Origin of the sequence: Prevotella sp. oral taxon 313, assembly GCF_003043935.1 — a bacterium.
Lineage (GTDB): Bacteria > Bacteroidota > Bacteroidia > Bacteroidales > Bacteroidaceae > Prevotella > Prevotella jejuni.
The window spans coordinates 1,559,108-1,583,516 of sequence record NZ_PYXE01000001.1 but is presented as its reverse complement, the minus strand read 5'-3'; the positions used below and the strand labels follow the sequence as shown (position 1 = coordinate 1,583,516).

Genomic DNA, 24,409 nt, shown 5'->3' with positions numbered 1-24,409 from the left:
TTAGTAGTTTGCCATTATCTTCCTTGTGAATTCCTCTTCTAAGGTGAGTGCTTTAACGACGTACACGCCCGTCTGCGGTACGGTGAAGTCGGCACGCTTTATGGTGCCTCCCGTCATGTCCGTCCGGCTCAGCAATCTTCCCGATGTATCATAGACGAGCAGTTCGGCATCGGTTTCCTTGGCAAGTCTCAGCTCGGCACTGAACGCCATACCGGTCCCGTCCTTCCTTGTCACGGTGAGGGCAGAATGGGCTTGCCTCTCGATGGAGGAGGCGTTTTCTGCCGACCTTGCCTGTGCCTTGGGCACGCTCGGGCTGCACTCGCTGCCGATCATTACCGCCATGCTGTCCTCGACCGCCTTCTTCGTCTCGTAGGCCACGCCCCTCGACACGCTCGTCAGGGCGAAGTCTCCACCGTCGATGCTCAGCCCGTCGATGGTCGAGAGTCCCTTGTTGAAGCCCATGCCGAAGAGCCAGCCGAGACCGGCTTTCTTGGCCGCACGGTGGACGACCTTGCCGTTTATGGAGTAATTGACCGTGTTCTCATCGAAGGAAATGCCCAGCGCGTCCCCCTTTTTCAGCATGATGGCTTCACCCACGGGCTTGCCCTCGACCACGACTTGTGCCGTGGCATTCTTCACGTCGAAGCCGTGGAGGATGTTCTTTCCCAGTCCGAGCGTGGTGCAGAGTCCCGCCCTGTAGTCGGAGGTGAGCGAGGGAACAGTCCAGGTGATCTCTCCCTGCTTTCGGCGACCGACCGCATGGGCATACTCGACGCCTCCCATGCTCTCCGCCGTGATGTCGATGCCTGCGTTCTGCTTAATGAGCAGACTGTAGTTTCCCGGGAGCAGGTTCTTCACCGTGTGCGTGCTTGTGGCGAAGATTCCCCGTGAAGCTACGGCACCTTTCTCCATATTCTCCACGGAGTCCGCCAGCAGGCTGTATGAAAAACTCGGCAGGCCGACCACCATGCTGATGTCAAGACTGCCATCCTTTCGCGGCTTTCCGCCCGTGCAGCTCGCATCGTGCGGTGTCAGCCGTGCCAGTATGCCGTCGAAGCTGGCGAAGGTGAACGTGTCGGATCCGCTGCCGTCGGTGTCCATGAAGATGTTGTCGAAGATGAGTTTTTCACGGCTCGCGTCCTTGCGCGAGCATCTGATGATGGTGTTTTCCCGTATGTCGCTCTTGTCGCCCGCACCTCTGTCTATGAGCATGAAGACGTTGCGGTAGTCCGCACCTGCGAACTTGTTGCCTTTGGCGAGGACTCCGTATCCGAGCTCAACCATGTTGCCGCTGTCTCCAAAGCCGTTCCTGCGCAGCTTGGGGATATTTAATGCTGTCTCGCCGCCTGCCGTCTCGAAAATCATGCAGGCTGCCTTTGCCGTGTTTTCAACGGGTATGGTTATCTGCAGGTCCTTGCTGCCCCTGCCGTCGATGAGTAAGGTTACGCTGTTTCCTTTCCTGCGTACGATGAAACTCTTTCCGCCCGTATTGCCTGTTAAGACACGATTCCGTATTGTTCCGTCCTCTACGATTCGGATCTCACCCCGTGCGCTGACGTTGAAGCCGTATGCGCACTTCGTGCCCGATGCCTCGGTGAAGCCCACGTTGTAGGCGGGATGGAGCCTCGGGTTGGTGTATTCCATCGTGCCGTTTCCCGTGTCGAGCGGGGAACTGACGATGTATGCGCCCTCCTTGGGCTCATTCTGCGACACTGCATCCATAAAACCGTCGGAGGTGACGGTGATGCCGTTCTGCGTCCAGATGTCCTTCCTGTACTCGGTGGAGTCGATGTTCGTCCTGACGAGCCACCTGCGGTTCATGACGTGCCACGGTGTTTTTCCTTCCGTCTCGACGGTGGTCGTGGCGGCATTGTCGTCGCCCCATATCATAAAGCCGCCGTCGGGCATGGGCGAGCTGTCCTCACGCCCCATGACGAGAAGGCGTTGGCTCGTCGGCAGGCCGTATGGGTCTGCGTCTCTGAAGCTGTCGTATGTCTTTTCAGTAGAGTATCTTGGTGCTTCCTCGTAGCTCGTCGTGGAGAGAGGCTGGAAGAGGTCGCCCGCATCGTCGCGCCCGATGCCCGTCACCCTGTGATGGTAGGCAGCACTTTCGTCCCTGTCCCATGAAAGGTTGCCAGTCCCCGTATAGTATGAGCCGTTGAGCGTGATGCCGTATCTGATGGCGAGATAGGTCTCCACCTGCCTGCGCTCCAGCGGCGTGAGCGTCCTGCCGTATGCGATGAGCTCGGGCGTGTAGCCATTGAGCGCACCGCCCCCGAACAGGGACTTGTCAAAGGCTGTCGTGAAATTGACGTCTCCGTCCCTGTATGTTCCCGTGGTGATGGTCGCACGTCTGCCTTCTCCCCACACGGAATGCACGGGGGCGTATGCCCTGATGTATGAGACGATGCGGGGACTCGTGGACTTGAACTCCTCTGCGGTCTGCCTCTCGCCGCCCGAATAAAGAAGGTCCTCGCCGACGGTGCTTCCGTAGTCGAGCGGTTCTATGCCCTGCTGCCCGACCGCCTTGTCCCTGCTCACGAGGCTTCCCGCACCCTTGCGTCCGCTGACGGCATATAGCACCTCGTCCTTGTTATAGGCGGTAGTCGTCGGGGCAAACACCCCGATGACGGTCATCTGCGCGAGGTTGGAGTATTTCAGTAGACTCTCCTTCGGCTGATTCCCCTCGGAGAAGTTCAGGGCGGGGTTGAAGTTGAAAGTCCGTATCCATGTGTGCCGCTGCGTGAACTCACCACCGTAGGCTGCGCCCTTGGCATCGTAGAGGTTGGTTCTAACGGAGTCGCCCGAGAAGTCTCGCCAATGATAGTACCCCTGCAGGTCCGTCGTCAGGGGGACGGTCTTCAGCCATGCCTCGGCACCGCTGACCTGACCGGGTGACTGCGCGCGGGACTGCACGGGAATGAATAAGGCTGTAACTATTAGAAATGCTGTTTCGTGTAAATGTCGTCCCATAAGTTAATACTGTCTATGTTCTTTTTCAGTCTGATAAGATACCCGCAAAAACGGTAAAGAGAGAAAACCCGTAAAATAAAAGTGAGATGGATTGTATCGTGTGTGCGAAAATTGATTAATGCAAAGCCTTTTCGTAGAGTCCTGCATATCTCCCTTGACTGCCGAAAGTGGCGTTCGTTATGTCAAGGGGGCTGAAATTGGTAAAATCAACGTTGTCTTCATAAGCATGAACGTTTAAGTTGTTTTTTCCTAAGCGCAAATATAGGTTATTCTTCTTTAATTTGCAAGGAATTGCACAGAAAAATTTTATTTTTAACACGCAAAAGGATGATGAAGACAATAAAAAGGGAGTATTAGACAGCAAATTCACGACGAGGATGGGCTTTGGACATAAAACGGCAATTCAAGTGCGGAAAAATGAAACGGACTGATAAAAAAGTATGGCTTTCTCTTGTTTTCATCGAAAATAAAGACTACCTTTGCAATGTTAGGTAAGTGGTCTTTGAGACATTGCAGAATAAAGAAGGGGAAAGAAACTCGCTCGTTTCCAAATCGTAACCCTTTTCTTCTTTATTCGGTGTTATTCTATTGATTATCTGAAAGATATAAAATTCTGAAATCTTTTACGGGGGTAGGTCGTGATTTTCTTCTCATAGAGGCTTTGGGCTATTGAGAGGGTTTTGTCTGCAGAAAAGCCTTGGCGTCTGTTGGCTTCCTTCTGCAAGGCAGTGAGGTCGTACAAGAGTGGTGGCGATGTGTGCGTTACCTTTCTTGCGACCGATTCCACTGTAAGCCGGCTCTGACTGCAGAGCGTAGTGAGGGCTGTCTGTGCCGATGCTTCACTCTCATAGTCTGTAATGCCAATGGCTTTCAGCGACACGCCCTCTTTCTCCATGAGAGCGGAGAGTTTCCAATAAGGTACGGAAGAAAAATCACGGTTCTCTATATACCGACGGCAGACCATAGCAAGAGTTGGGGTTTGTACCCGTCCCAAGGAATAGCCGCCTTTGCGGACGATGGACAGGGCACGGCTGGCATTGATACCTACCAGCCAGTCAGCTTCGCTTCTTGCCTTGGCAGAGTAATAGAGATTGTCGTAACAACTTCCAGGTTTGAGATTGGAAAGTCCCTCACGAATAGCCTTATCGGTAAGTGAACTTATCCAAAGACGGTCGAAAGGTTTTCTGCAATCAAGATATTGATAGATGTAGCGGAAGATGAGCTCACCTTCACGCCCTGCATCGGTGGCAACGATGATGCGGTCTGCCTTGTCAAAGCAGGAGCGTATCACTTTGAGTTGCTTCAATGCCGCAGGGTCTGATACATACTCCTTGTCCTTACGTACTTGTCGTACCACTAACTGAAAAGGATTGGGACGAATGGGCAGGTCTTCAGCTTTGTAGGCAGAAAAACCGTAGGTTTCGGGCATGGCAAGGGCGATGAGGTGTCCCATTGCCCATGTAACGACATAGTCGCTGCCTTCCATATATCCTTCTTGTTTACTCTTTGCCCCTACGATGCGGGCAATATCTCTGGCAACCGAGGGTTTCTCGGCGATAATACAAGTTGACATAGTGCTGAATGGTTTTAAGGTTACATTCTACGTCCACGGGATTTCTTCTGTTTGTTCTCGTCCTGCTTCTGCTTTTGGGCGGCAGTGGGCTGTGTCTGTCCGGTCTTCAATGGCTCTTTCACGTTCTTCGTGGCTTCGTTGGTCTTGCCGTGGTTATTAACCGCTACCTGTGTTTTGTGTTCTTCCGCCACAGCTACGACCTTTTCTTTGCCAGTTTCCTGCTTCTTGTCAGGATTCCACTTGTAAAAACGTGGGCGGTTCTGTTCCTTGTCCATGCGAACGTATGCATTGAATGGTTGTCCCTGTTTGTCCACCATATTCTTTAGATATAGTGTGCGACCACTATCTAATGCTTCACGCTGTTTTTCTGATAACTCCAAGCCACAAAGCTTATGTGGGACGCCTTGCTGCTGTGTCTGTTTGTGTTCCTGTCGTTCTCTTAAACTCTTGTTGTCGCCAAAGATAAACTCAATGCCCTTTCGCTCGGCATTGACTTGCAAAGTTGCATCAAAGGTCTTACCACTCTTGGCAGTCATACCTTCCACCTTCACGGCTTTGCCTTCCACAAGGTCTTTATACTGAGTGTCAGAGAGCGTTACGCCCTTGATTTCTTTGGGGATGTTTACACGGTCGGCGCGCAGGGCGATAATCTCATTGGTCTGCGGATCGATAGAGACGTAAGCAGAAAAAGGCTCAGCGTTCTTAGGTGTTACCTCAATGGTCTTGCCAAGATTACCCGTAGCAAGGAGTTGCTCCTTTTCTTCGGGAGAGAACTTGTAACCCATATAGGGAAAGTCAAGTTGTGGTTCTTTTCTCAAAGGATGAATTGCCAAACCGATATTGCCGCTATCGTCCGTGCGGAAAGCAAGGCGGGCTTCGGTGTAGATGGTCGTGTCTCCAATAGGTACGGCAAGCGTTACGAGGTTGGTCTTCTGCCAGTTAAGCAGTTTCTCCAATTCTCCACTCTGTTCTAAGCGTTCGCGGGAAAGACCGAGATCGTTGAGCATCTTCCAATCTACCTTTTCAGGGTCGATAGCGGTGGCATTTTTCTGCCGAGGCAAATAGTCCTCAAAGGGAACGCCCATCTCAGCCAATTGCTGTTTGCTTTCGGACTTTTCACGGCTTTGCAGTATGGTACGCAGGTTGTCCACACCCTGCTCCACATTGTCTGCCAATACCTTGTATAACCCGAAATGAGTCGGATTGTTGAACTGTTTGAGGAAGTTGGTCATGAAGTTCTTCAGAAGTCCGTCCTTGTTGTTGAACTTTAAGAATGCCGCTTGGTTAGCAGCGACAGCCTCTGTTGTTTTAAGGTTTCCCTTGTCGTCAATACCAGAAATTACGGAGAGTTTTCCCGCTTCCTGTTCATTCTTCACCTCCGTGCGGTCTTCCAGGACCAGCACGTAATTGTCATTGCTGTTTGATTCCATAATTTGTTACTATTATATGTATAGAGTTTCGAACAACAAAATTATAGTGAAAAATCTTCCAAACTAGTCATGAAGGAAAAATCAGGACATACTAAGATAAAGACAGAAAATATAAAAACGAGGTGTCATTTTATAAGGATTTACGCATTATCACTGCTGTCCACTTAAACTCAGTAATTGTCCTTTGAAATAGTTAAAATTTAGCTAGTTGCAAAGTTTTTCTGAGTCAACGGATTTGAATATGTACCTTTGCAGGGTATCATCAGATTCTGCATATGTATAAAGATAAATACGTTTTCGCTCAGTTAGTCTCATTTCTTGACAGAAACCACATCAATTATTTCGTACGTAAATACGGAGGTGATAAGTATGTGAAGTTCTTTAGTTGCTGGAATTAGTTGCTTACCCTCATATTTACGCCAGTTCGAGATAAGGGTTTGCTTAGAATAGTTCCAATTGCCTACTCTTTTCAATACGCACTAGCAGTCCTTCGGGCTTATTCTCGAAGAAACAGTATGCTGCCAATGCCGCACAAAGATTCATGAGGAAGTTATGTACGGAACGATGGCGTGAGTAGACAAGGTTAGCCTTGTTCTTGAGCAGTTCGTTGATGCATTCTATTATATATAGCTTGCGGAGCATCATCTTGTCCCACAAGGGCATAAGCTTGTTTTTCATGTTCGACTGAGCCCATGAACAAGGTGGATGCCTTGGTTGAAGAGGTTCTCAAAGAACTCTTGCTTGATGTACCCCTTGTCGGCAAATACTTTGCCGTAGAGCACCTTGGTGAAGACCTGCCACACCCTAGGGTCCCTGTCGTCCACGTTTGCGGGAGTTAGGCAGAACGTGAGTACATCGCCCATCTCTTTGCACAGCAGATGAAGCTTGAAACCATGACACCACCCCATTGTTCCCTTTCCGTTCTTAGCAAGTCCATCAAACACCTTGTTGAAATTCCTTCTCATGTTGTGGCATACGGGAATCATCGTGCTGTCCACGAAACTAATGCCCGTGCACTTTCCAAAACCTTGGATGCGCATGAAGGCCATCAGCTCGAAGAACACGCGAGGCATGAGTTCCACGAAACGCGTGTAGGACACGGCCTTAGGGAAGTAGCTTGCCAGATGCTCCTTGATGAAGAAGAGGTAATAGTGCTTGAAGTTGCGGAAAGAGCCAAAATGATAGCACAACAGGATGGTCATGATTTCGCTCTTGGACATCTGTCCTTTACGGTTTCGCATTCGCTTATATCCCTAGTCCATGGGGCGATATGGAGATTTTTAGTTAATTCGGTATCTAAATTCTTGCAGAAGTCATCCAACACACAGAATATTTCAGTAACTTTGTCAGTGGTAATTATCGCTATATATGTTTGTAAGTTGTTGATTTTCAACCATAAAGTTGCAAAATAATGGCGAGATTACCAACTTTTTAGGGAATTTTCTTATCCCGAACTGGCATTATTGGAGGGAGCATCCGGTGCTTTGAGCATCTCGGTGAGCACTCGTGCACTAGCAACAACACCCTCGAAGAGGACTTTGAAGAAGTGGAATTGTGTGGGGGCTTGAACTGTCATATGAAGTTGGAGAGAAAGTTCTCCAAAGCATTGCTTTGCTTGTCGAACTTCAGGAAACTCTGTTCATACTCGGCGGTGGGCGGTACTACCTTCAGTCCGTCTTTTTCGTCCGTTCCAGAGACGGCTTTGAGATTCTCGTCCTTGGAATCTTTCACCAAAAGGACTTCTTGAACTTTGATTTTTTCGTCCATCTTACAATGTATTTAATGACACCAATAGCGGTGTATGGCAAAGGTAAATCAAAGAAACCGTGCATGTTAGCAGTTGGAAATAACTGCATACTTGTGGCGTTGATATGGATGAAAGTGGCAAAAAGAGAGGTATGGAACAAACTCCATACCTCCATATTTTTCATTGATTAGGTTATTGCATAGACAGCAATTTGCAGTACATTCCGTCTTTTGCGGCAAGTTCTGCATGTGTCCCATTCTCTACAAGTCGTCCTTTGTCCATCACAATAATCTGATTAGCATTACGGATGGTTTGCAAATGATGGGCAATGACCAAGACTGTGCGATTTCGAATAAGAGCAGACGTTGCCTGTTGTATCTTATATTCATTGACTGGGTCAACATTGCTCGTTATCTCGTCCAAAAGAATGATGGGAGCATCTTTGAGGAACGCACGAGCGATTGAAAGCCTTTGTTTCTGACCTCCGGATAGCCCCAAACCGTTTTCTCCGATTTTTGTTTCATAACCTTCCGGCAGGCTGATGATAAAGTCGTGTATCATCGCCCTACGTGCTGCTTCTTCGATTTCTTCCTGCGTAGCATGTTGATTGCCCACTTTGATATTATTGGCAATGGTATCTGAAAAGAGAATAACATTTTGCATCACTACACTGATTTTACCGAGCAGATAATCATAGTCCATTTCTCGAATGTCTATACCACCGATACGGATACTGCCGGTCTGCGGGTCCCAGAAACGGAGTAACAGGCTGGTAATGGTTGTTTTACCAGAACCTGACGATCCGACAAGTGCCGTTACCGTTCCTTCGGGAACATGGAACGTGAGATTTTTCATCTCAAAACCTTCCTTCTCATAATGGAAAGCCACTTTGTCAAAGGAAAGATTGAAATGGGTTGCTGTTTTCGGCTGTTCAGGATTGGTGATAACAGGAGCATTCAATAAATGGGAAATGCGTCCGTAACTATCTTTTACCTTGATGTAATTCAGCCAATGACTCTCCATATTGACAAAAGGTTTGTAGAATTCTTTTGAGACGATGATAAACATTAAATAAGCGAAAAGAGAAAGTTCCCCCTGTTGTGTCCACCAAAGACCGATTGTAGCCATCAGAGCGAAAGCCAATTCTATCAGGAAAGTGTATCTGCCCACACTCACAGCTGCCAAACGAGAAGTATTCTTACTGCTTTCTCCAAATTCACTGACAGAGTGGTCAAGTCTGTCACGGAACAATCCTTTTCCTCCAAACACTTTCAAAACCGGAATACCCTTGACGTATTCTACAAAGAGGCTGACCATATCCGCCAGATTGTCCTGAGACTCTTCCTGTGCTTTCATTCCCGAGCGAATGCCCCGATACAGAGAAAACAGGGCAATAGGAAGAATGGCTACCATTGTCAATCCCATGCGCCAGTCCACACAGAACAGTCCGATGCCAAGTATCAGAGCTACAATGAAATCAGCAGACATCCGTGTCCATAGATGTCCTACTACCATTTCCATGTTATCCACGTCTTTGTGAATGACTGTACTTATCTCTCCCAGACGCTCATTGGTATAGAAACCGAGTGAGAACATTTTCAGTTTCAATATGATTTTCTCGCGGATACGTTCCACAAGATCAAATCCGGCAAAATGCTTGCTCATATCGGCAATGGCATTGGATAGGGTTTTCAATACCAGCAGACCGCCAAGTAACCATGCTGCCGAAATGAAAGAGATGCTTTCTCCTTGTATATGACGGTCGATAAGGAACAAGACGGTTAGCATGATTGCCGTGCCACAAAGAGCATAAACCACGAAAAACAGTGCAGAGATAATCAGATGCCGCACTCCGCGAGCGGTCAATTCATTCAATATATTGCGTACCATTGTTTATACCTCCTCTTCTTTCAGTTGCCATTTACTTACTTGTTCTTGCGTCTCCGTCATATTGCGGTACAGAGAACAGTCTTTCATCAGTTCTTGGTGTGTTCCTTTTGAGACAAGCTGCCCTTTGTCCATCACAACAATACGCTCCATATCCTGAATCGTATTGAGACGATGGGCAATGGTAATGACGGTCTTGTTGCGCTGCAATTCGTCAAGAGCTTCTTGGATTAGTTTCTCATTCTCTCCGTCCAAAGCAGCGGTGGCTTCATCGAGAATAACTATTGGAGAGTCTTTAAGCAACATTCGGGCAATGGAAATACGCTGTTTTTCTCCGCCGGAGAATTTTACGCCAGCTTCGCCTGCCAGCGTATCATAACCATTCGGCAATCCCATGATAAAATCATGAATATGAGCACGCTGTGCTGCCGTTTCCACTTCCTTTTGTGTGGCGGTAGGTCTTCCTATACGGATATTATCCCGAATGGTTGTGTTAAAGAGAAAAACCTCCTGCTGTACCATCGAAAAATAATCAGCGATATTACGTTCGGAGAGTTCCGTAATATTCTCTCCTCCCAATCGGATAGTACCTGTTTGGGGGTGCCAGAACCCCATCATCAAACTTGCCAGCGTGGTTTTTCCCGACCCTGACTCGCCTACGATAGCTGTATGACTACCTTTCGGAAATTGAAGACATACATCTTTTAGCGCATTGTCTTCCTTGTTTGGATAGGAAAATGTAACGTGCTCGAAACAAACATCCGTTTGTGTCGTATCCGTCTTCTTGTCCGCCGTGTCCTTTGTCTGTACCTCTGTGATGGACTGCACTTTTGCCAACGACTGACCATAGACGATTCGGAAATGTTGGAATGTAGCCAACTTAGCAAAGGAGGACGAGAATAAACCGCCCAATATCAAGGCAAGGATAAAACGAGCTACAGTTAATTCGCCCGAACTCATCATCCATAGTCCAATAAGAGTCATTACCACGATACCACCTTCCAAGAACATCGTTATCAATGTCATGGGAACGGTAACGCTAAACATGCTCCGCTTTACCCAACGGATGTAGTCGCGCATACCACCAAGTACCCGTTCCGTTCTGTTTTCCTCGTTACTGAAGGCTTTGATTACCGATATGGTAGCCACATATTCCAAAAGGTCTTCCGACATTTTTTGCGTACTTTCCATAAAGTGTTGAAAGCTCTTTCCCCAAAGTGTTTTGACAGCCATTTGCAGAAGAAATGCCACAGGCAAAAGAGAAATGAGCGACAGCCCCAAACGCCAGTCTAACACCATAATGATTACCCAGAGTAAGGCTGGAAAAAGCGTAGCCGAAAGGATTTCGGGTAATCCATGTGCTAAATAAATTTCAATTTGTTCCACATCGTGGTTAATAATATTCACCAAGTCGCCAACTTTCCGTTCTTGAAAGAAACCGAGCGGCAAGCGTTGCAGATGACTTATGATACGCAACCTCAATCGTGTAAGGGCATTGTAAGCCGACTGGTGTGCACGCCAAATCGAGGTTCCATAGAATACGCCTCTAAGCATTGCCAACAGTATCATTATTCCTCCAATACCCCAAACTATTATGGGAGAGAGTGTACTATTCATCAACTTGTCAACCGCCCACACTACAAGCAGTATAGGGAGTGTGCCTAAAATAAGGTGCAATATAACCACAACATTGGAGAGCAGGCTACGGCTCTCCCGTTCCTCATCAAGTGGTCTGACTTTTTGTTTATCCATATATGTGTCGTTTTGATTTTTTCTGTTGCAAAAGTACGGCAACAAACAGGGATAAAATAACCCCGATAAGCATTACACTGCCCCAAAACAACAATTTGCTCGCATATAAACACAACAGGGGTATAAGCGTGTATAATAGGGTTATTTATTTGCTCGGAAGGTAAGTACCTTTGCACAGAATCTCACAAACAAATATGATATGTCAATCAGCTCAATAGTCCATTTATACAAAAGAATGCTTATTGTCGGCTTTCTTTCGTTGTGGTCTTTTCCTATGTTTGCACAACTGCAACCAACAGAAATAAAAGTTATTGATTCAGAAAATGGGAACAGTATAGAATTTGCCGCCGTACAATGGAAAGGTTTGAATGCTCCAACGTACACGAATGGTACGACTACAAACAGGAAAGGTATTGCAAAATTAAATGCATCAAGTAATCAAAAACTTATGCTTATGGTAAGTTATGTCGGTTATCAGACCATTACCGATACGATTACTGCAAATGGGATGCGTTATACCATAAGACTACTCCCGGAATCAACAGAGCTGGCAGATGTAGTCGTAGTAGGAAAAACAAGAGCACAAATACTCAGAGAGTCGCCTGAAGCAGTTTCTGTAATAAATGCAAAAGAACTTCAAGGCAGATCTATTTCGTTAGAAACCGTTTTGAATAAAACCATAGGTTTGAAAGTTGGGCAGACTGGCGGTTTGGGAAGCAGTTCGAGAATTATTGTTCATGGATTGGAAGGAAACCGCATTCAAATCTTATGGGACGGAATACCAATGAGTACTTCTGACGGGGCTTTTTCTCTTGATGAAATTCCGATAGACATTATAGAAAGAATAGAAGTCTATAAGAGTATCATACCCGCCCGTTTCGGATGTGATGGATTGGGGGGAGCCGTCAATATCGTTACTAAAGAGTTTAGTACGGATTATTTAGATGCCTCGTATGAATTCGGATCTTACCAAACACACAAAGGAAGTGTCTTCTCTCGCAAGAATTTTCCAAAGAGTGGTATTCTACTCGGTGCGGGAGGTTATTATACATCTGCAAAGAATGACTACTCTTTCAGAGTTCCCGAGAGAGAAAATCTGTTAGTAAGACGTGACCACGACCGTTTTCGTTCGTATATGTTGAAGGGAAAAATTGCTTTCACGAAACTTTGGCTCGATGAGATTAGTACCGAGTTCGGGTATTACAATCGTTTCAATGAAATCCAAGGTATCTTAAAAAACATACAACATGCCGAAAACAAATCAGGAATGTTTATGTTGGAAAACAAATTGATAAAAAGCGGAATGCTGAACGACCGCCTTAACTTTGAGTCCCATTTCTCCCTTTCACATACAACAAACAATTTTGTGGATACGGCACGAGTTAATCACGATTTCGAAGGAAACATATATCCGAGTCCGAATGGACAGGGAGAAACAGGGGATGTTCCTCACAACTCGAATGACAAAGGATTGGAAATCAATGAACGTATCAATTTTGATTACAAGTTGTCCGCCAATCACAGTTTGAATCTGAACACACTTATTAACTACGCCAGAAGACAACCGAGCGACAACATTGCAAGTCAGCATGCAGGTTTTGTTATCGGAGGATTTCCCAGTAAAAAGACCAGTTTCATTTCGGGGTTGACTTGGGAGTCAAAACTCTTTGATAAGAAACTGACGAATATGCTTTCCGCAAAGTATTTCCACCTCCATTCCGAGATAGAAGATTTGACTTCATACGAGATGATTGAGGCTCCGAAGAAAAAGAACAATACGACCTCACAAATAGGCTGGATAGAGGCAATAAAATACGAGCCCTTCAGAGGTTTTCACTTGAAAGCATCTTACCAGCGGGCAATACGCCTTCCCAATTCACAAGAACTATTCGGTGATGGTATCATTACCTTTCCTGCAGCCGGATTGAGACCAGAGAAAAGCCACAACTTCAATCTGGGGTTCTTAATAGACAAAAATGATGTCCTCGGATTATCGCGATTGCAGTTTGAAGTGAACAGCTTTTATATGCAGGTAAGCGATATGATAAAACTGATGAAACAACACATGGCAGCCGGATATGTAAACGCAGAAAAGGTACATATTAAAGGTATAGAAACCGAAATAAAATTGGACATATCGCCAACGGTCTATGCCTACGGAAATCTAACTTATCAGGATGTGCGTGATGTCTTAAACTATTTACCCGGTACCCAAGCCCCCAATCCGACAAAAGGATTGCGACTACCGAACATTCCCTATTTGTTCGCCAACTTCGGGGCGGAGTATCACAGCAACCGATTATTCAAGAATTGGTATGTCAAGGCTTTCTGGGACGGCAAATTTACTGAGGAGTTCTTCTACTTCTGGGAACTTACCGAATTACAGAAACGACGTATTCCCCGCAGTTTCGTCAATGACATAGGGCTATTGTTGACCTACAAAAGCAAATATTCCGTAGCCTTGGAATGCCATAATATAATGAACAAAGAAGTTTGGGACCAATTCCGCCAACCATTGGCAGGACGGACACTTCACCTCAAATTCAGATATGTCTTCTCAAAAGGAATTTTCTAATTTAACAAATATAAAAAAGATGAATACAACAATTTTCAATCGTATAGCTTTTTCTGCTATGCTGGTCGGCATCATAGGGCTGACATCTTGTAACAAAAATGATGAACCTACGCCTACTCCTCAAGAGGTGCAGCAACATTTCACCTTTGTGCATTATGTGGACAAAAGTGCTTATGTAGGGACATTCAGTGATTTGACTCCTCAAGCGACCGACAATAAGAAAGCATTTGAATTCGGGTTCGGTTGCTACCTCTTTGCTAAGGGTAATACAGTGCTTGTACCCGAAGGGAAATTCGGGGATAAGATACATAAGTTTACAAGAGGTGCCCATGGAGAACTGATAAAAGCAGGTACTATGACATTTGAACAGATGGCTCAACCCGGAGAAATTAACTTCGTTGATGAACAGCGGGCATACGTTGCTTTGCATGGACGTGGAAAAATTGCGTTAATCAATACTTCAACATTGCAAAAGGAAGATGAAATTGACCTCTCATCTTATGCGGTCCAAGACAACAATCCTGATCCCGGCTGTAATGTCATCCGTGATGGAAAGATGTATGTTGCCCTCAATCAGCTCAATTCGCCTCATACCTCCGTACCGGGTACTGGAGCAGAGGTAGCTATCATTGACCTCAAGACGAAAAAGACTGAAGTTATCAAAGATAACCGCACAAGTGTTGTAGGATTGTTCCGCCATTCTGACGCATTCATAGATGAGCGAGGTGACATCTACTTTTACAGTGCGGGCAACAACTTCAATGTTGCCGATAAGGAAGGTTTCCTGCGTATCCGCAAAGGAAGCGACAAATGGGATAGCGATTATCTGTTCAACCTATCGAAGACAACCATAAAAGGAATAGGCAAAACAGGGCAGTATATGATTAAGTCTTTCTATGCAGGTAATGGTATTGTGTATAGTTGCGTGAAAGTAACGGATACAGAATTTGGAATACTCAAGAAAGACTTCCAACCTGTGAAAATCGACATTTGGAACAAAACCATCGAAAAACTTGATTTGCCAATGACCGACAGCAATGGCTCTTTTGCTATAACTCGCTACAAGGACTTCATCGTCTTTGGAATGATATGTAACAATGGTACGGGGTATTACACCTACAATACCAAGACAGGCGAATGCTCGCAAAAACCAATTGTTACTGCCATAGGAGTTCCTTCAAGTTTAGTCGCATTTGAGTAAACTCTCATTAAAAACATTTCTCATGGAGCTATTGGTTCTTTTTTGAGAGTAATACGGATAAAAACTTGCGATAATTCAAGTTTTTATCCGTATTTGTTTGTAACTTTGCAAAAAGACATGATAAAATGACCATAGAATTTTGTGCAATCAATAAGCCTGAAGATTGGATGGAGATGGTTGCCGAACAATTTGGCACATCAGTAATAAACGATGGATTTACCATTCCTTCTTCTATTGGTAGTGGATTCTTCAAACAATATTATCCTCTGCCATGGCTAACATTAACTTATATCAGTTTCGTAGCATACGAGACGATAACTATGATACGTCGCTCGGTGGAAAACTCGAAATGGATTCCTGTCATGTTCTATATCAATGAGCATAAACACGAGCAGATAATTGGAACAAGTACAAAAACGGTCGGAGTGGACACGCTCGATGGCATTTTCATGCCTTCAAGTAGCATCCCGACTGAGTGGAGTTTTCCTCCAAAGAAACGATACGAAAATATTACACTGACTTTCAATAAGGATTGGATTGAAAAGATTGATGCAGCACATGAAACCTATATCGGTCGGCTTCTCCAATCGGACAAGGCTTTTTATTTGTTTGAGACCATTACACCTGCAATGCAACAGGTCTTGGATAACATTAAGTCTATAACTGAAATCGACAATCCTTTTTCAACGCTTCATTTGCATGGAAAAACTATGGAATTACTGACAATGTTCCTTGAAAAGCTCGAAAAACGTTCGGAAGTAAAATCTCTTGCCAACCTAAACTTGAATGATGTTGAATCAATATTCCGTGTTCGTCGCCAGATTCTTCAAAGTCTCAGTAATGTACCGAGTATTCCCGAATTGGCGCGCGAAGCCAATATGAGCAGTTCCAAATTACAAAAGTGCTTCAAGCAGGTTATTGGAAAAGCCATTGCCGAATATGCCCTATCCGAAAAGATGGAATGGGCAAAACGACTGCTTTCCACTCGCCTCTACTCGGTGTCAGAAGTAGGCTATAAAGTTGGATATGCTAACCTCAGTCATTTCACAGAGGCTTTCTGCAAATATCACAGGATAAAACCTAAGCAATATCTTGATTCATTATAAGTTTTACACAAATATTACTTGCATTTTGAGGGTTATTTTGCCCTAAACAATCTTTCGAACTTAGCCTGCAAAAACATCAGGCAATGAAAATAACGACATTTAAGTTTCATTTTTTTGCCGGAGTAACAATTTTATCATTGTATTCTGGTATTTCTGTTTATTATTTAGTCGAACTCTTGTATGCTCTCGACACCTGCAATTGTATCAGTAATGGAGAAATTGGTATGGAGGAATTGGCACACACACTCTCTGAAATCTTCGGAGTGGAGATAAAGAACTGCTACAACGTATATATGAATATAAAGCATCGCAAAGATGACATTCGCACTTATTTTTTTGACGAACTCCGTGAAAAAATCAATAAGCGGATGGTGGGGAGCGACCTGAAAGGCGGCAAGTTCAAGAAGTAGTAAATCAAAAGGGAGATATTCCAACTCTGGAATATCTCCCTTCATTCATTCTTTGATAAGCACTTCCAACTTTTTGGCTATATCCTCTGGGGGTGGAAGCACTTGTTTCCGTATTTAATGCATTATGAGAAAATAGGCTATAATATTAATATACTCAATTTTGAACGAAATCGTTGTGAGATTTGCAGAGATTATACCTTTGATTCTTATTGGGAATAATCAAATCCATAATTAATGATGTATAGATGAAAGGATTACATTTTGATTAAATGAGCAAGCTTCGAATCATTCTTAATACGCATAATCTCTAAATCAACTAACGAGAGAATTTCTTCCTTGACTTTGCGATAGTTAGCTTCGATGGTCTCTTTGAGATTATCGGAGCCATCTTTATTTGTAAAGTCTACTATCACAGGTATGGGCTGATAGGCTTTCATCTCCGCAGAAACCTTTGCACTATCAACTACTATCTCTGCATGGAAAATCTTTTGGTCGATGCGTTCATCGAAGTTATCGGACACAGCCCCTACAAACATTCCTTGCGTAAGGTTGCTGATTTTCGATGCAGGGATAAGACTGTCCATCTGTGTGGAGATAGACGTAGACTTGTCGTTGCGGTTGATGGTCATAGATTGGCGTTGTTGAAGCACCTTACCAAATCGCTCGGAAAGTGTTTTAGCTGTTTCTCCTACCACTTGCCCGGAGAACACGTTACCTACAGTGTTCTGTATTACCTTACTTTCTTTGTCGCCATAATCACGGGTAAGTTGTGAGAAGTCTTGAAAGCCCAAACATACCGCCACCTTATTGCTTCGGGCTGTAGCAATGAGATTATCCAGCCCACGGAAGTAGATAGTCGGCAACTCGTCGATAATCACAGAACTTTTGAGCTGCTTCTTCTTATTGATGAGCTTCACGATACGGCTATTGTAAAGTCCGAGTGCAGCCGAATAGATATTCTGGCGGTCGGGATTATTACCAACGACAAGGACTTTTGGCTCATTAGGGTTATTGATGTCAAGTGAGAAATCATCGCCCGTCATCACCCAATAGAGAGCAGGGCTTATCATACGAGACAGCGGTATTTTGGCACTGGCTATCTGTCCCTGCAACTGGTCCTGTGCTCCACCCTCCCATGCGTCCATAAAAGGGGAAAGGTAGTTGGCAAGTTCATCGTAGGAAGTGAGTATCGGGAATATCTGTGCGTAGGGACGGTTGAGAAATTCGACGGCATGAGGGAAGGTGCAATACTTTCCGTTCTCATAGATTTTCAGAAACCATATAATAGCTGCCAATAGGATAATCGGAGACTCGACAAAGAAATCTCCCTGTTTCTGTATCCACGAACGGTTAAGGTTGAGCATAATGGTGTAGGCACTCTCATAAGCATCGGATATATCTGTCATAAAGGCGGGGTTAATGGGATTGCAACGGTGTGATTTGCGTGGGTCGTCGAAGTTAATCACAAAGAACTGCGGCTTTACTTGGTAGGCATCAAGGTGGTTGAGCAAATGGTTGTAGGCAATTTCCGAAAGGTCGGGAAACTTATAGTCGTAAATAAACATCGCAAAACCCTTCTCTATCTGCTGCTTGATGTAGTTGTTCACAATGGCGTAGGACTTACCCGAACCCGGTGTGCCGAGTACCATCGAGGCGCGGAAGGGATTGACTACATTAATCCAGCCCTTATTCCATTTTTTCTTATAGTAAAAACGTGTGGGGAGATTGACGGAATACTCATTCTCCATCAATCGTGTTTCCTGCATGAAACTCTCGTTTTCTGTGTTGAATACATCGTCCATCAAGTTATTTTTGAGCAGCCGGCTCATCCATACGCCACCCATCAGCAGGCAGATATAGCCTACGGACAGCGTGAAGATATAGAGCGAAGCTGCACCGATCTTACCGATGGGTAATATCAGCAGCCACCAATTGAGAAAGAAAAAGACGAAACCTGCGAAAAGCACCGTCCAAATCTTTGGCCATGTGATTTTCTCTTCTTTCACTCCTTTTGTTCCCAAGCAGGATAAGGCGAGGAATACTACACAAAAGAGTTTCGTCCATAGGATAGATGAAAATAATCCCGTCGTGCGGTGAAAATTCATGAGTATCTTGTTGATGATACCGAGTGTGAAGTGCCACGACTGAAACGCCTCGTAGCAGAACCAATAACAGTTAATCAGGAGGAAAATCACCGAAATTCCACGCATAAAGTCCATGACTTTACCTAATGCCCTTAAATCATCTTCTTGTGCCATAATATTGTTTTATTGTTGTTAGAAAATCGTTTGAATGTTATTTGAACGGTGTACTTAACGCTTCCTGCGTTTAAGATTTACCTTACTTTGCTTACGAAGTTTGCGTTGCCATGCCGCTTCTTTCCAATCATCATTGCCCGATGAAGAGAAGGATTCTCCTACCATATTGTCGATAAGTTCATCGACAAGATTGTCGCTTTCCTGCTCATCAGACTGTATTGTCTGCATCTGTTGCTGTAAAGCGGTATCAATCTTACCATAAAGCGATTCATCCAAGAATGGATTATTCTCCGGGTTAGAGAAGTACTCGTTAAACTTATTGGCAGCATATCCTTTACCTAATCGGGAGCCATTGAGCGTAATGCCCCTTTCATCATCAATGAATGTAATACCATAGATGCGTCCGTTCTCATTCTTTCGGATAACTACACGCAAGCCTTGCTCCTCCAATCTTTGTCGGAGTATTCCCTCCGTACCAGGAGAAGTACGCATTACTTCTAATACCTTTCTTCTGACGGTTGGTATCAATGGCTTAACCATCTGCTTCGATTTTTGCATCTTGTTCTGAACGGCAGCATAGCCCACACCTCTACCTATGTCCGAGGCGTGAATGGGCGTGCTCACCTTATTGCCCTTGTCATCGGTAGGCACATAGACCAGCCCGTCATATCGTTTGCCCCTATACTCGGTCTTTACCTCCTCTACAGCAAGGTTGTATTTACGCAGAACGGCATTTAGTTCACCTAAGGAGCAGAATGTGTAATGCTTCATTGCAGAGCGGACGGTGTTTGCCACCTGTTCCTTGATATTCCCTTGCACAACATTGACCTTTGGTGTTTCTGTTGTTGTTCTCTCACTGACCTTTGAACTTGGGATAAGGTTATATTTCTTTTCCAGAGCATCAGTAATCTTTTTGCTTCGCCTGCCCTCATACTTGTCATTGATTTTTCTGCCTTTGCTATCCACTCGAAGCGAAACGATGTGAATATGCTCACGGGCAATGTCATTATGCTTAAAGACGATATAGGGTTGCTTGCCATAGCCAAGTGCCTCCATATACTCCTTCGCAATCTGTGTGAATTCCTCATCCGTTAGTTTCTCGTCCGGGTGCGGATTGAGGGAGCAGTGAAAAACCGTTTTCTTTGTCCTGCATTGCTCTAGTATCGCCCTTTGCATATCGGCAAGTACCTTATCCATTTGAAAAGTTCCATCGAAACCTTTCCGAAATTCGTTCACGCAGAGGACTACCGCTTCGTTGTGCTGCATCTTTTTGAAGTTATACCCCAATGCTCCTCCAAGGTTCTCGGTAGAAGAAATCTTTGCAATCATATTCCTTTATCGACTATCAAATTGTTCCGTCAGTTGGATGGCTTTCTGTTGTAGCGTGATGATTTGACCAGAGATTTTTTCCAATTTTTCAAGTAAAATCTGTGCAGTTTTCACGCTGTGATAAGAGTTTATTGCGCGTACTGTTTGGTTGTAGAGTACGCCTATCCGATAATTTTCGGCAATCAATTCCGAGAGTTTACGATAATAATCCACAGCGGATTTATCTACTGTTATCACCTTGAACTTCTCCCCAAGAATACAGCCACGCACAAAATCAGACTTCGATTTTGCACCGGATTTATGGAAAAGTTCAATGACTTTTTGCTGGTCTTTGGGCTTGGGAAGGCGGGTATCCCATCTATCCCATCGTTCTACGTTCGTTTTCATCTTCAATTTGGTTTGTTATTACGACTTTGGAGTAATCATTCCCTCGCACCGAGGCAAGGTTCTTTGTCGGCAAAAACGCAGTTTGTCGGACAAAGACACACCTTGCCAATATCAAGAGTTGATACGAGTGAAGTATCCACCCTTTTGGGGTGTCTGCTTCGGGACGTTACCTCCATGTATTATTCTCGCCTGCAAAGTTACGGCGAGTTTTCAAATATCTCATTATCAATGATGTTCACTCTTTTTCCTTACATTTCCCTGTACTTCACAGGTAGTTGAAACTTAGGATAAAACCTTGTTATTTTGCAAGCAAATTCAGTTGAAAGACAGCTTAAAATCCGTATGGGTGAAGAGTCAAAAAAGATGGTTTCAATCTCAAAAAGATTCAATCAATAATGGTTTGAACGACGGATGATTTTATGTCTTTGGGCTGAGTCAAAATTAAGCTGGGTCAAAACCAGACTTTTAGGTCGAGTCAAAAATATGGTTTCAACAACAAATATGACATGACTTGTCTGTCAAGATATACATTAACTTATAACATAAGTAACAACCGACTATGAATATGGAAAAGAAAAAAAACAATCCCATCTATCTGGGCTTCGCCTCACAGAAAGGCGGAGTTGGCAAAAGCAGCCTTGCCGAAGTGCTGGCTTCCATACTATATTACGAAAAGAACATCTCTCTTGCCGTCGTGGACTGTGACGGTACGCAGGAATCTTTCTACAAACTCCGCGAACGCGACAGAGACCTCATCGAGTCCTCACCCGAACTGGGCAAGGAACTTCATGAACGCCTGTCGCGCTACGGCAAGAAATCGTATCATATCATCAGAAGCAAGCCGGAAAGAGCCGTTTCCGATGTCATGAAATACTTTCGTAAAATGAAGACGGCACCGCAACTGATTATCTTTGACTTTCCTGGTCATGCCCTTACCAGTGCCATGATGGATTTGTCCATTACGATGGACTACATCATCTCACCTATAGAAGCCGACCCACAGTCGCTGGCTTCGTGTTTTGCATACGCCAAGACAATCAGGGACTTGGGTGTCGGGTTTGAAGGCTCACGCATTCAGGACTTCTTCCTGCTTTGGAACAAAATCAACCGCAGTGCCAGTACCATGGTCATCGACCTGTTCAGTCAGAATGCTGAGGAACAGGGACTGCCGATTTTCGATACCCGTATCTACAACTCCGTCCGATTCAGCAGGGAATTGGCACAAGGGGGTGTCAAAGGTGTATTCCGCTGCTCCTACCTGCCCCCTGCACCGGCTCTCCGTCCTCAGACTGGAGTGGATGAGTGGGTAAAGGAGGTCATGAAGAAACTCAACCTGAAAACTGAGAACGGCGTATGAAATCACTGAAAGAGCAACGTGAAAAGCTACTTCAAGCGAAATTGGAGGAGATGGCAGACATTGGTGTCAAGAAGCGCACAGAGGAGAACACACCAGACTTTGACGACCCCATTGATTTGGATGATGATTCAGACTCTGTGGAAGAAGATGCAAGTGTCTCTCTTTCTAAGATTGACGAACAGGAGGAAATACCGGAAGAAACTGTGTTTAATGGCACCAATGCAAAAACAGCGCAGCTATCGAAAAGAAAGAGAAATGGTAGAACAAAGGATTCTTCCCCGGCAATGGACTTTCCTGAATACGAACAGCGATTTCTGACGGGTGTCCGCAATGGGCGCAATAAGTCGGGCTTCAGTATCCATACTGAGATACTCCAGATACTGCGTGATGTACTGAACGACATCAGATCGGAGGCTTCCATCACGGGGTATATTGAGAATATCCTTCTCGATCATTTGAAAACATATCAGGATTTGTTGAACCATACCGCCTCACAACGCAGGCGCGATAAAACCATAGACTTATGATAATTAATTTATTGTTAGGCGCATTGCTTTTGCTGGGTATAGCGTGGATAGCTCTCGGCATCGCATACTTTTGGAGGTTATTTCAAAATTTGGCAGCCCAATCAGGGAAGAATACACCAAAACAGAAAGGAAACGGGCATAACACAAGTCTCAACACATCCGTTTCCCAAGAGCAGATTGACAATGCACGTCACGTTTTGGTGGGCAGGAGTAAACCTTTCGTTTCCCCATCTATCTCCGAAGTTCCCGCTGCTTCCTCTTCTGAGAATCCTGATGAAAAACCTGATACTTTTGCAGAGAAAAACTCATCTATGTCCGAAGATACAAAAGAAGCGGAAGGTACAGAAGAGGACAATGAAATGCAAGTTGACTATACAATGGACGAATCTGACGAAGACGCTATTATCCGTGAGGAACTGCAAATCGCCGATGCAGTGATACCCGAAGTTTCGCCGTCCGCTATTCTTGCACGGGAAGTAGTCCGTATTACCAGCTGGCACAGGAATGACGACACGCTTGATGAGGAAAACGAAGCGGAAGTGCAGGATACGCTACAAAGCATACAGGGCACACAGCTTATGGACTATATCAAAGAGGCAACGCTCAAGCAGGAGAAAGGCCATCAAAAACTCCTTGCTGCCATCCGTAAGGCGGAAGAAGCGGAATTAGAGGAAAGTAATATAAACTCTTCTTCAAACTTTGAAACGAACTTAAACGTAGAGAGCAGCAATAGCGATACATCGGAAGATGACGAGCGTCCACTTTCATACTATTTGTAAAACTTAGTGTTTTTGTTCATATTGTACGGTGTTCGAGGGGTGGCTCAAAAGTAAAACAATCAAACTATATCTATCATACAATAAAACCGAGCCACCCCTTACCATCTCTATCCAAAAGAAAACAATTCATTTAACAACTTAAAATAAAAAGAACAATGAACAACAAAAAGAAAATCACAATGCTACTCCTGACAGCTACCACCATAGGAGCATACGCACAAGGCAATGGTATTGCCGGTATCAATGAAGCTACAAAAATGGTAACCTCCTACTTCGATCCCGGCACGAAACTCATTTATGCCGTAGGGGCGGTAGTGGGGTTGATTGGAGGCATTAAAGTGTACAACAAGTTCTCAAGTGGTGACCCCGATACGAGCAAGACCGCAGCCTCTTGGTTCGGTGCGTGTATCTTTCTCATTGTGGCTGCCACTATCTTGAGAAGTTTCTTCCTGTAAGGCGATGGCAGCATTTGAAATCAACAAGGGTGTAGGCCGGACGGTAGAGTTCAAGGGCTTGAAGGCGCAGTACCTCTTCCTCTTTGCAGGAGGCTTGCTGGCAGTCTTTATTCTTGTGGTCATTCTCTATCTCTGTGGAGTCAGCCAAGTTACCTGTCTTGTCATAGGTGTAGTGGGTGCCAGCCTTGTGGTATGGCAAACGTTCACCATGAATAGAAAGTACGGGCAATACGGACTGATGAAAAAGGGAGCAGTGCGTATGCACCCACGCTACCTTGTAAACCGCCGTACCGCCTTTCACCTTATCCGTAACCTTCAATCAAAAAAGCGAAGCAATGAGAAACAAAAGTAAGATAACAACTTTGGAGTCGAAGTTTCCACTGCTCTCCGTAGAGCAGGACTGTATGGTGAGCAAGGATGCAGACATTACGGTTGCTTTCCGTGTGGAACAGCCAGAACTCTTTACCGTCACCTCTACAGAATACGAGGCAATGCACTCTGCCTGGCATAAGGCAATCAAGGTGCTACCTAATTACAGCATCATACACAAGCAGGACTGGTTCATCAAGGAGGACTATCAAGGAAAACTCTCCGATGGCGGACTGAGTTTCCTTGCCCGTTCTTCCGAACGGCACTTCAATGAACGTCCGTATCTCCACCATA

At 45.0% G+C, this 24,409-nt stretch carries 18 protein-coding genes and 4 pseudogenes; 11 read left to right on the top strand and 11 right to left on the bottom strand.

Annotated features, from left to right (window positions below):
• The 3 genes and pseudogenes from AXF23_RS06210 to AXF23_RS06200 all read right to left on the bottom strand — a co-directional run bounded on the left by AXF23_RS06210 (position 1) and on the right by AXF23_RS06200 (position 5,976).
• The gene (locus AXF23_RS06210; RefSeq protein ID WP_107624686.1) at positions 1 to 2,973 is read right to left on the bottom strand and encodes a DUF8202 domain-containing protein; all 2,973 of its coding nucleotides are present in this window, start codon (positions 2,971 to 2,973) and stop codon (positions 1 to 3) included.
• A 625-nt stretch (positions 2,974 to 3,598) separates the two neighbouring features.
• Positions 3,599 to 4,546 (bottom strand): annotated as a pseudogene (locus AXF23_RS06205) (DNA topoisomerase); the annotation flags it as partial.
• 20 nt (positions 4,547 to 4,566) lie between these two features.
• Positions 4,567 to 5,976, bottom strand: a complete 1,410-nt coding sequence (locus tag AXF23_RS06200; RefSeq protein ID WP_107624685.1) for a DUF3945 domain-containing protein — start codon at positions 5,974 to 5,976, stop codon at positions 4,567 to 4,569.
• Positions 5,977 to 6,251: 275 nt separating this feature from the next.
• On the opposite strand from AXF23_RS06200, the gene AXF23_RS16565 reads away from it, so the two are divergent.
• Entirely contained in the window at positions 6,252 to 6,374 is a 123-nt protein-coding gene (locus tag AXF23_RS16565) for a DUF4372 domain-containing protein (protein WP_107624684.1), read from the top strand.
• A 43-nt stretch (positions 6,375 to 6,417) separates the two neighbouring features.
• Here the strand turns inward: AXF23_RS16565 and AXF23_RS06190 are convergent.
• From AXF23_RS06190 to AXF23_RS06175, 5 genes and pseudogenes are all read right to left on the bottom strand, one after another.
• Positions 6,418 to 7,336, bottom strand: a pseudogene (locus tag AXF23_RS06190) (IS982 family transposase).
• A 102-nt stretch (positions 7,337 to 7,438) separates the two neighbouring features.
• Positions 7,439 to 7,743: pseudogene (locus tag AXF23_RS16560) on the bottom strand (hypothetical protein); the annotation flags it as partial.
• On the bottom strand, positions 7,704 to 7,907 hold the full coding sequence (locus AXF23_RS16085; protein ID WP_199222211.1) for a hypothetical protein: 204 nt from the start codon (positions 7,905 to 7,907) through the stop codon (positions 7,704 to 7,706). The pseudogene AXF23_RS16560 and the gene AXF23_RS16085, both read right to left, overlap by 40 nt.
• A gap of 8 nt (positions 7,908 to 7,915) precedes the next feature.
• On the bottom strand, positions 7,916 to 9,613 hold the full coding sequence (locus AXF23_RS06180; RefSeq protein ID WP_107624683.1) for an ABC transporter ATP-binding protein: 1,698 nt from the start codon (positions 9,611 to 9,613) through the stop codon (positions 7,916 to 7,918).
• A gap of 3 nt (positions 9,614 to 9,616) precedes the next feature.
• A complete protein-coding gene (locus tag AXF23_RS06175; RefSeq protein WP_107624682.1) occupies positions 9,617 to 11,362 on the bottom strand; it encodes an ABC transporter ATP-binding protein in 1,746 nt (581 codons plus the stop codon).
• 199 nt (positions 11,363 to 11,561) lie between these two features.
• Here AXF23_RS06175 and AXF23_RS06170 point away from each other — a divergent pair, with 199 nt between their 5' ends.
• From AXF23_RS06170 to AXF23_RS06155, 4 genes are all read left to right on the top strand, one after another.
• Positions 11,562 to 13,937, top strand: coding sequence for a TonB-dependent receptor (locus AXF23_RS06170; RefSeq protein ID WP_107624681.1), 2,376 nt, complete (start codon positions 11,562 to 11,564; stop codon positions 13,935 to 13,937).
• A gap of 19 nt (positions 13,938 to 13,956) precedes the next feature.
• Complete coding sequence (locus AXF23_RS06165; protein ID WP_107624680.1) at positions 13,957 to 15,138, top strand: hypothetical protein; 1,182 nt, start codon at positions 13,957 to 13,959, stop codon at positions 15,136 to 15,138.
• 125 nt (positions 15,139 to 15,263) lie between these two features.
• Positions 15,264 to 16,244 (top strand): helix-turn-helix domain-containing protein, encoded by a 981-nt coding sequence (locus AXF23_RS06160; protein ID WP_107624679.1) that lies wholly within the window; start codon positions 15,264 to 15,266, stop codon positions 16,242 to 16,244.
• A gap of 83 nt (positions 16,245 to 16,327) precedes the next feature.
• Positions 16,328 to 16,654 carry an RteC domain-containing protein gene (locus tag AXF23_RS06155; RefSeq protein ID WP_107624678.1) on the top strand — a complete coding sequence of 109 codons (327 nt, stop codon included), beginning with the start codon at positions 16,328 to 16,330 and terminating at the stop codon, positions 16,652 to 16,654.
• 254 nt (positions 16,655 to 16,908) lie between these two features.
• Here the strand turns inward: AXF23_RS06155 and mobC are convergent, their stop codons facing one another.
• The 3 genes from mobC to AXF23_RS06140 are packed head-to-tail and all read right to left on the bottom strand — an operon-like array spanning position 16,909 to position 20,628.
• Positions 16,909 to 18,912: a conjugal transfer protein MobC gene (mobC, locus tag AXF23_RS06150; protein WP_107624677.1), complete on the bottom strand. Its 2,004-nt coding sequence runs from the start codon at positions 18,910 to 18,912 to the stop codon at positions 16,909 to 16,911.
• Positions 18,913 to 18,966: 54 nt separating this feature from the next.
• A complete protein-coding gene (gene mobB / locus AXF23_RS06145; RefSeq protein WP_107624676.1) occupies positions 18,967 to 20,241 on the bottom strand; it encodes a conjugal transfer protein MobB in 1,275 nt (424 codons plus the stop codon).
• Positions 20,242 to 20,247: 6 nt separating this feature from the next.
• On the bottom strand, positions 20,248 to 20,628 hold the full coding sequence (locus AXF23_RS06140; protein WP_107624675.1) for a plasmid mobilization protein: 381 nt from the start codon (positions 20,626 to 20,628) through the stop codon (positions 20,248 to 20,250).
• 559 nt (positions 20,629 to 21,187) lie between these two features.
• Between AXF23_RS06140 and AXF23_RS06130 the strand changes: the two genes are divergently transcribed.
• The 6 genes and pseudogenes from AXF23_RS06130 to AXF23_RS06105 all read left to right on the top strand — a co-directional run.
• Positions 21,188 to 21,985, top strand: coding sequence for a ParA family protein (locus tag AXF23_RS06130; RefSeq protein WP_107624674.1), 798 nt, complete (start codon positions 21,188 to 21,190; stop codon positions 21,983 to 21,985).
• Positions 21,982 to 22,512, top strand: a complete 531-nt coding sequence (locus AXF23_RS06125) for a DUF3408 domain-containing protein (RefSeq protein WP_107624673.1) — start codon at positions 21,982 to 21,984, stop codon at positions 22,510 to 22,512. The genes AXF23_RS06130 and AXF23_RS06125 overlap by 4 nt, the downstream gene beginning before the upstream one ends.
• Positions 22,509 to 23,291, top strand: coding sequence for a hypothetical protein (locus tag AXF23_RS06120; RefSeq protein ID WP_107624672.1), 783 nt, complete (start codon positions 22,509 to 22,511; stop codon positions 23,289 to 23,291). The genes AXF23_RS06125 and AXF23_RS06120 overlap by 4 nt, the downstream gene beginning before the upstream one ends.
• 155 nt (positions 23,292 to 23,446) lie before the next feature.
• Positions 23,447 to 23,746: a DUF4134 domain-containing protein gene (locus AXF23_RS06115; protein WP_009229094.1), complete on the top strand. Its 300-nt coding sequence runs from the start codon at positions 23,447 to 23,449 to the stop codon at positions 23,744 to 23,746.
• 4 nt (positions 23,747 to 23,750) lie between these two features.
• A complete protein-coding gene (locus tag AXF23_RS06110) occupies positions 23,751 to 24,098 on the top strand; it encodes a DUF4133 domain-containing protein (protein ID WP_107623979.1) in 348 nt (115 codons plus the stop codon).
• A pseudogene (locus tag AXF23_RS06105) lies at positions 24,082 to 24,408 on the top strand (DUF3875 domain-containing protein); the annotation flags it as partial. The gene AXF23_RS06110 and the pseudogene AXF23_RS06105, both read left to right, overlap by 17 nt.
• Position 24,409: the final 1 nt, after the last annotated feature.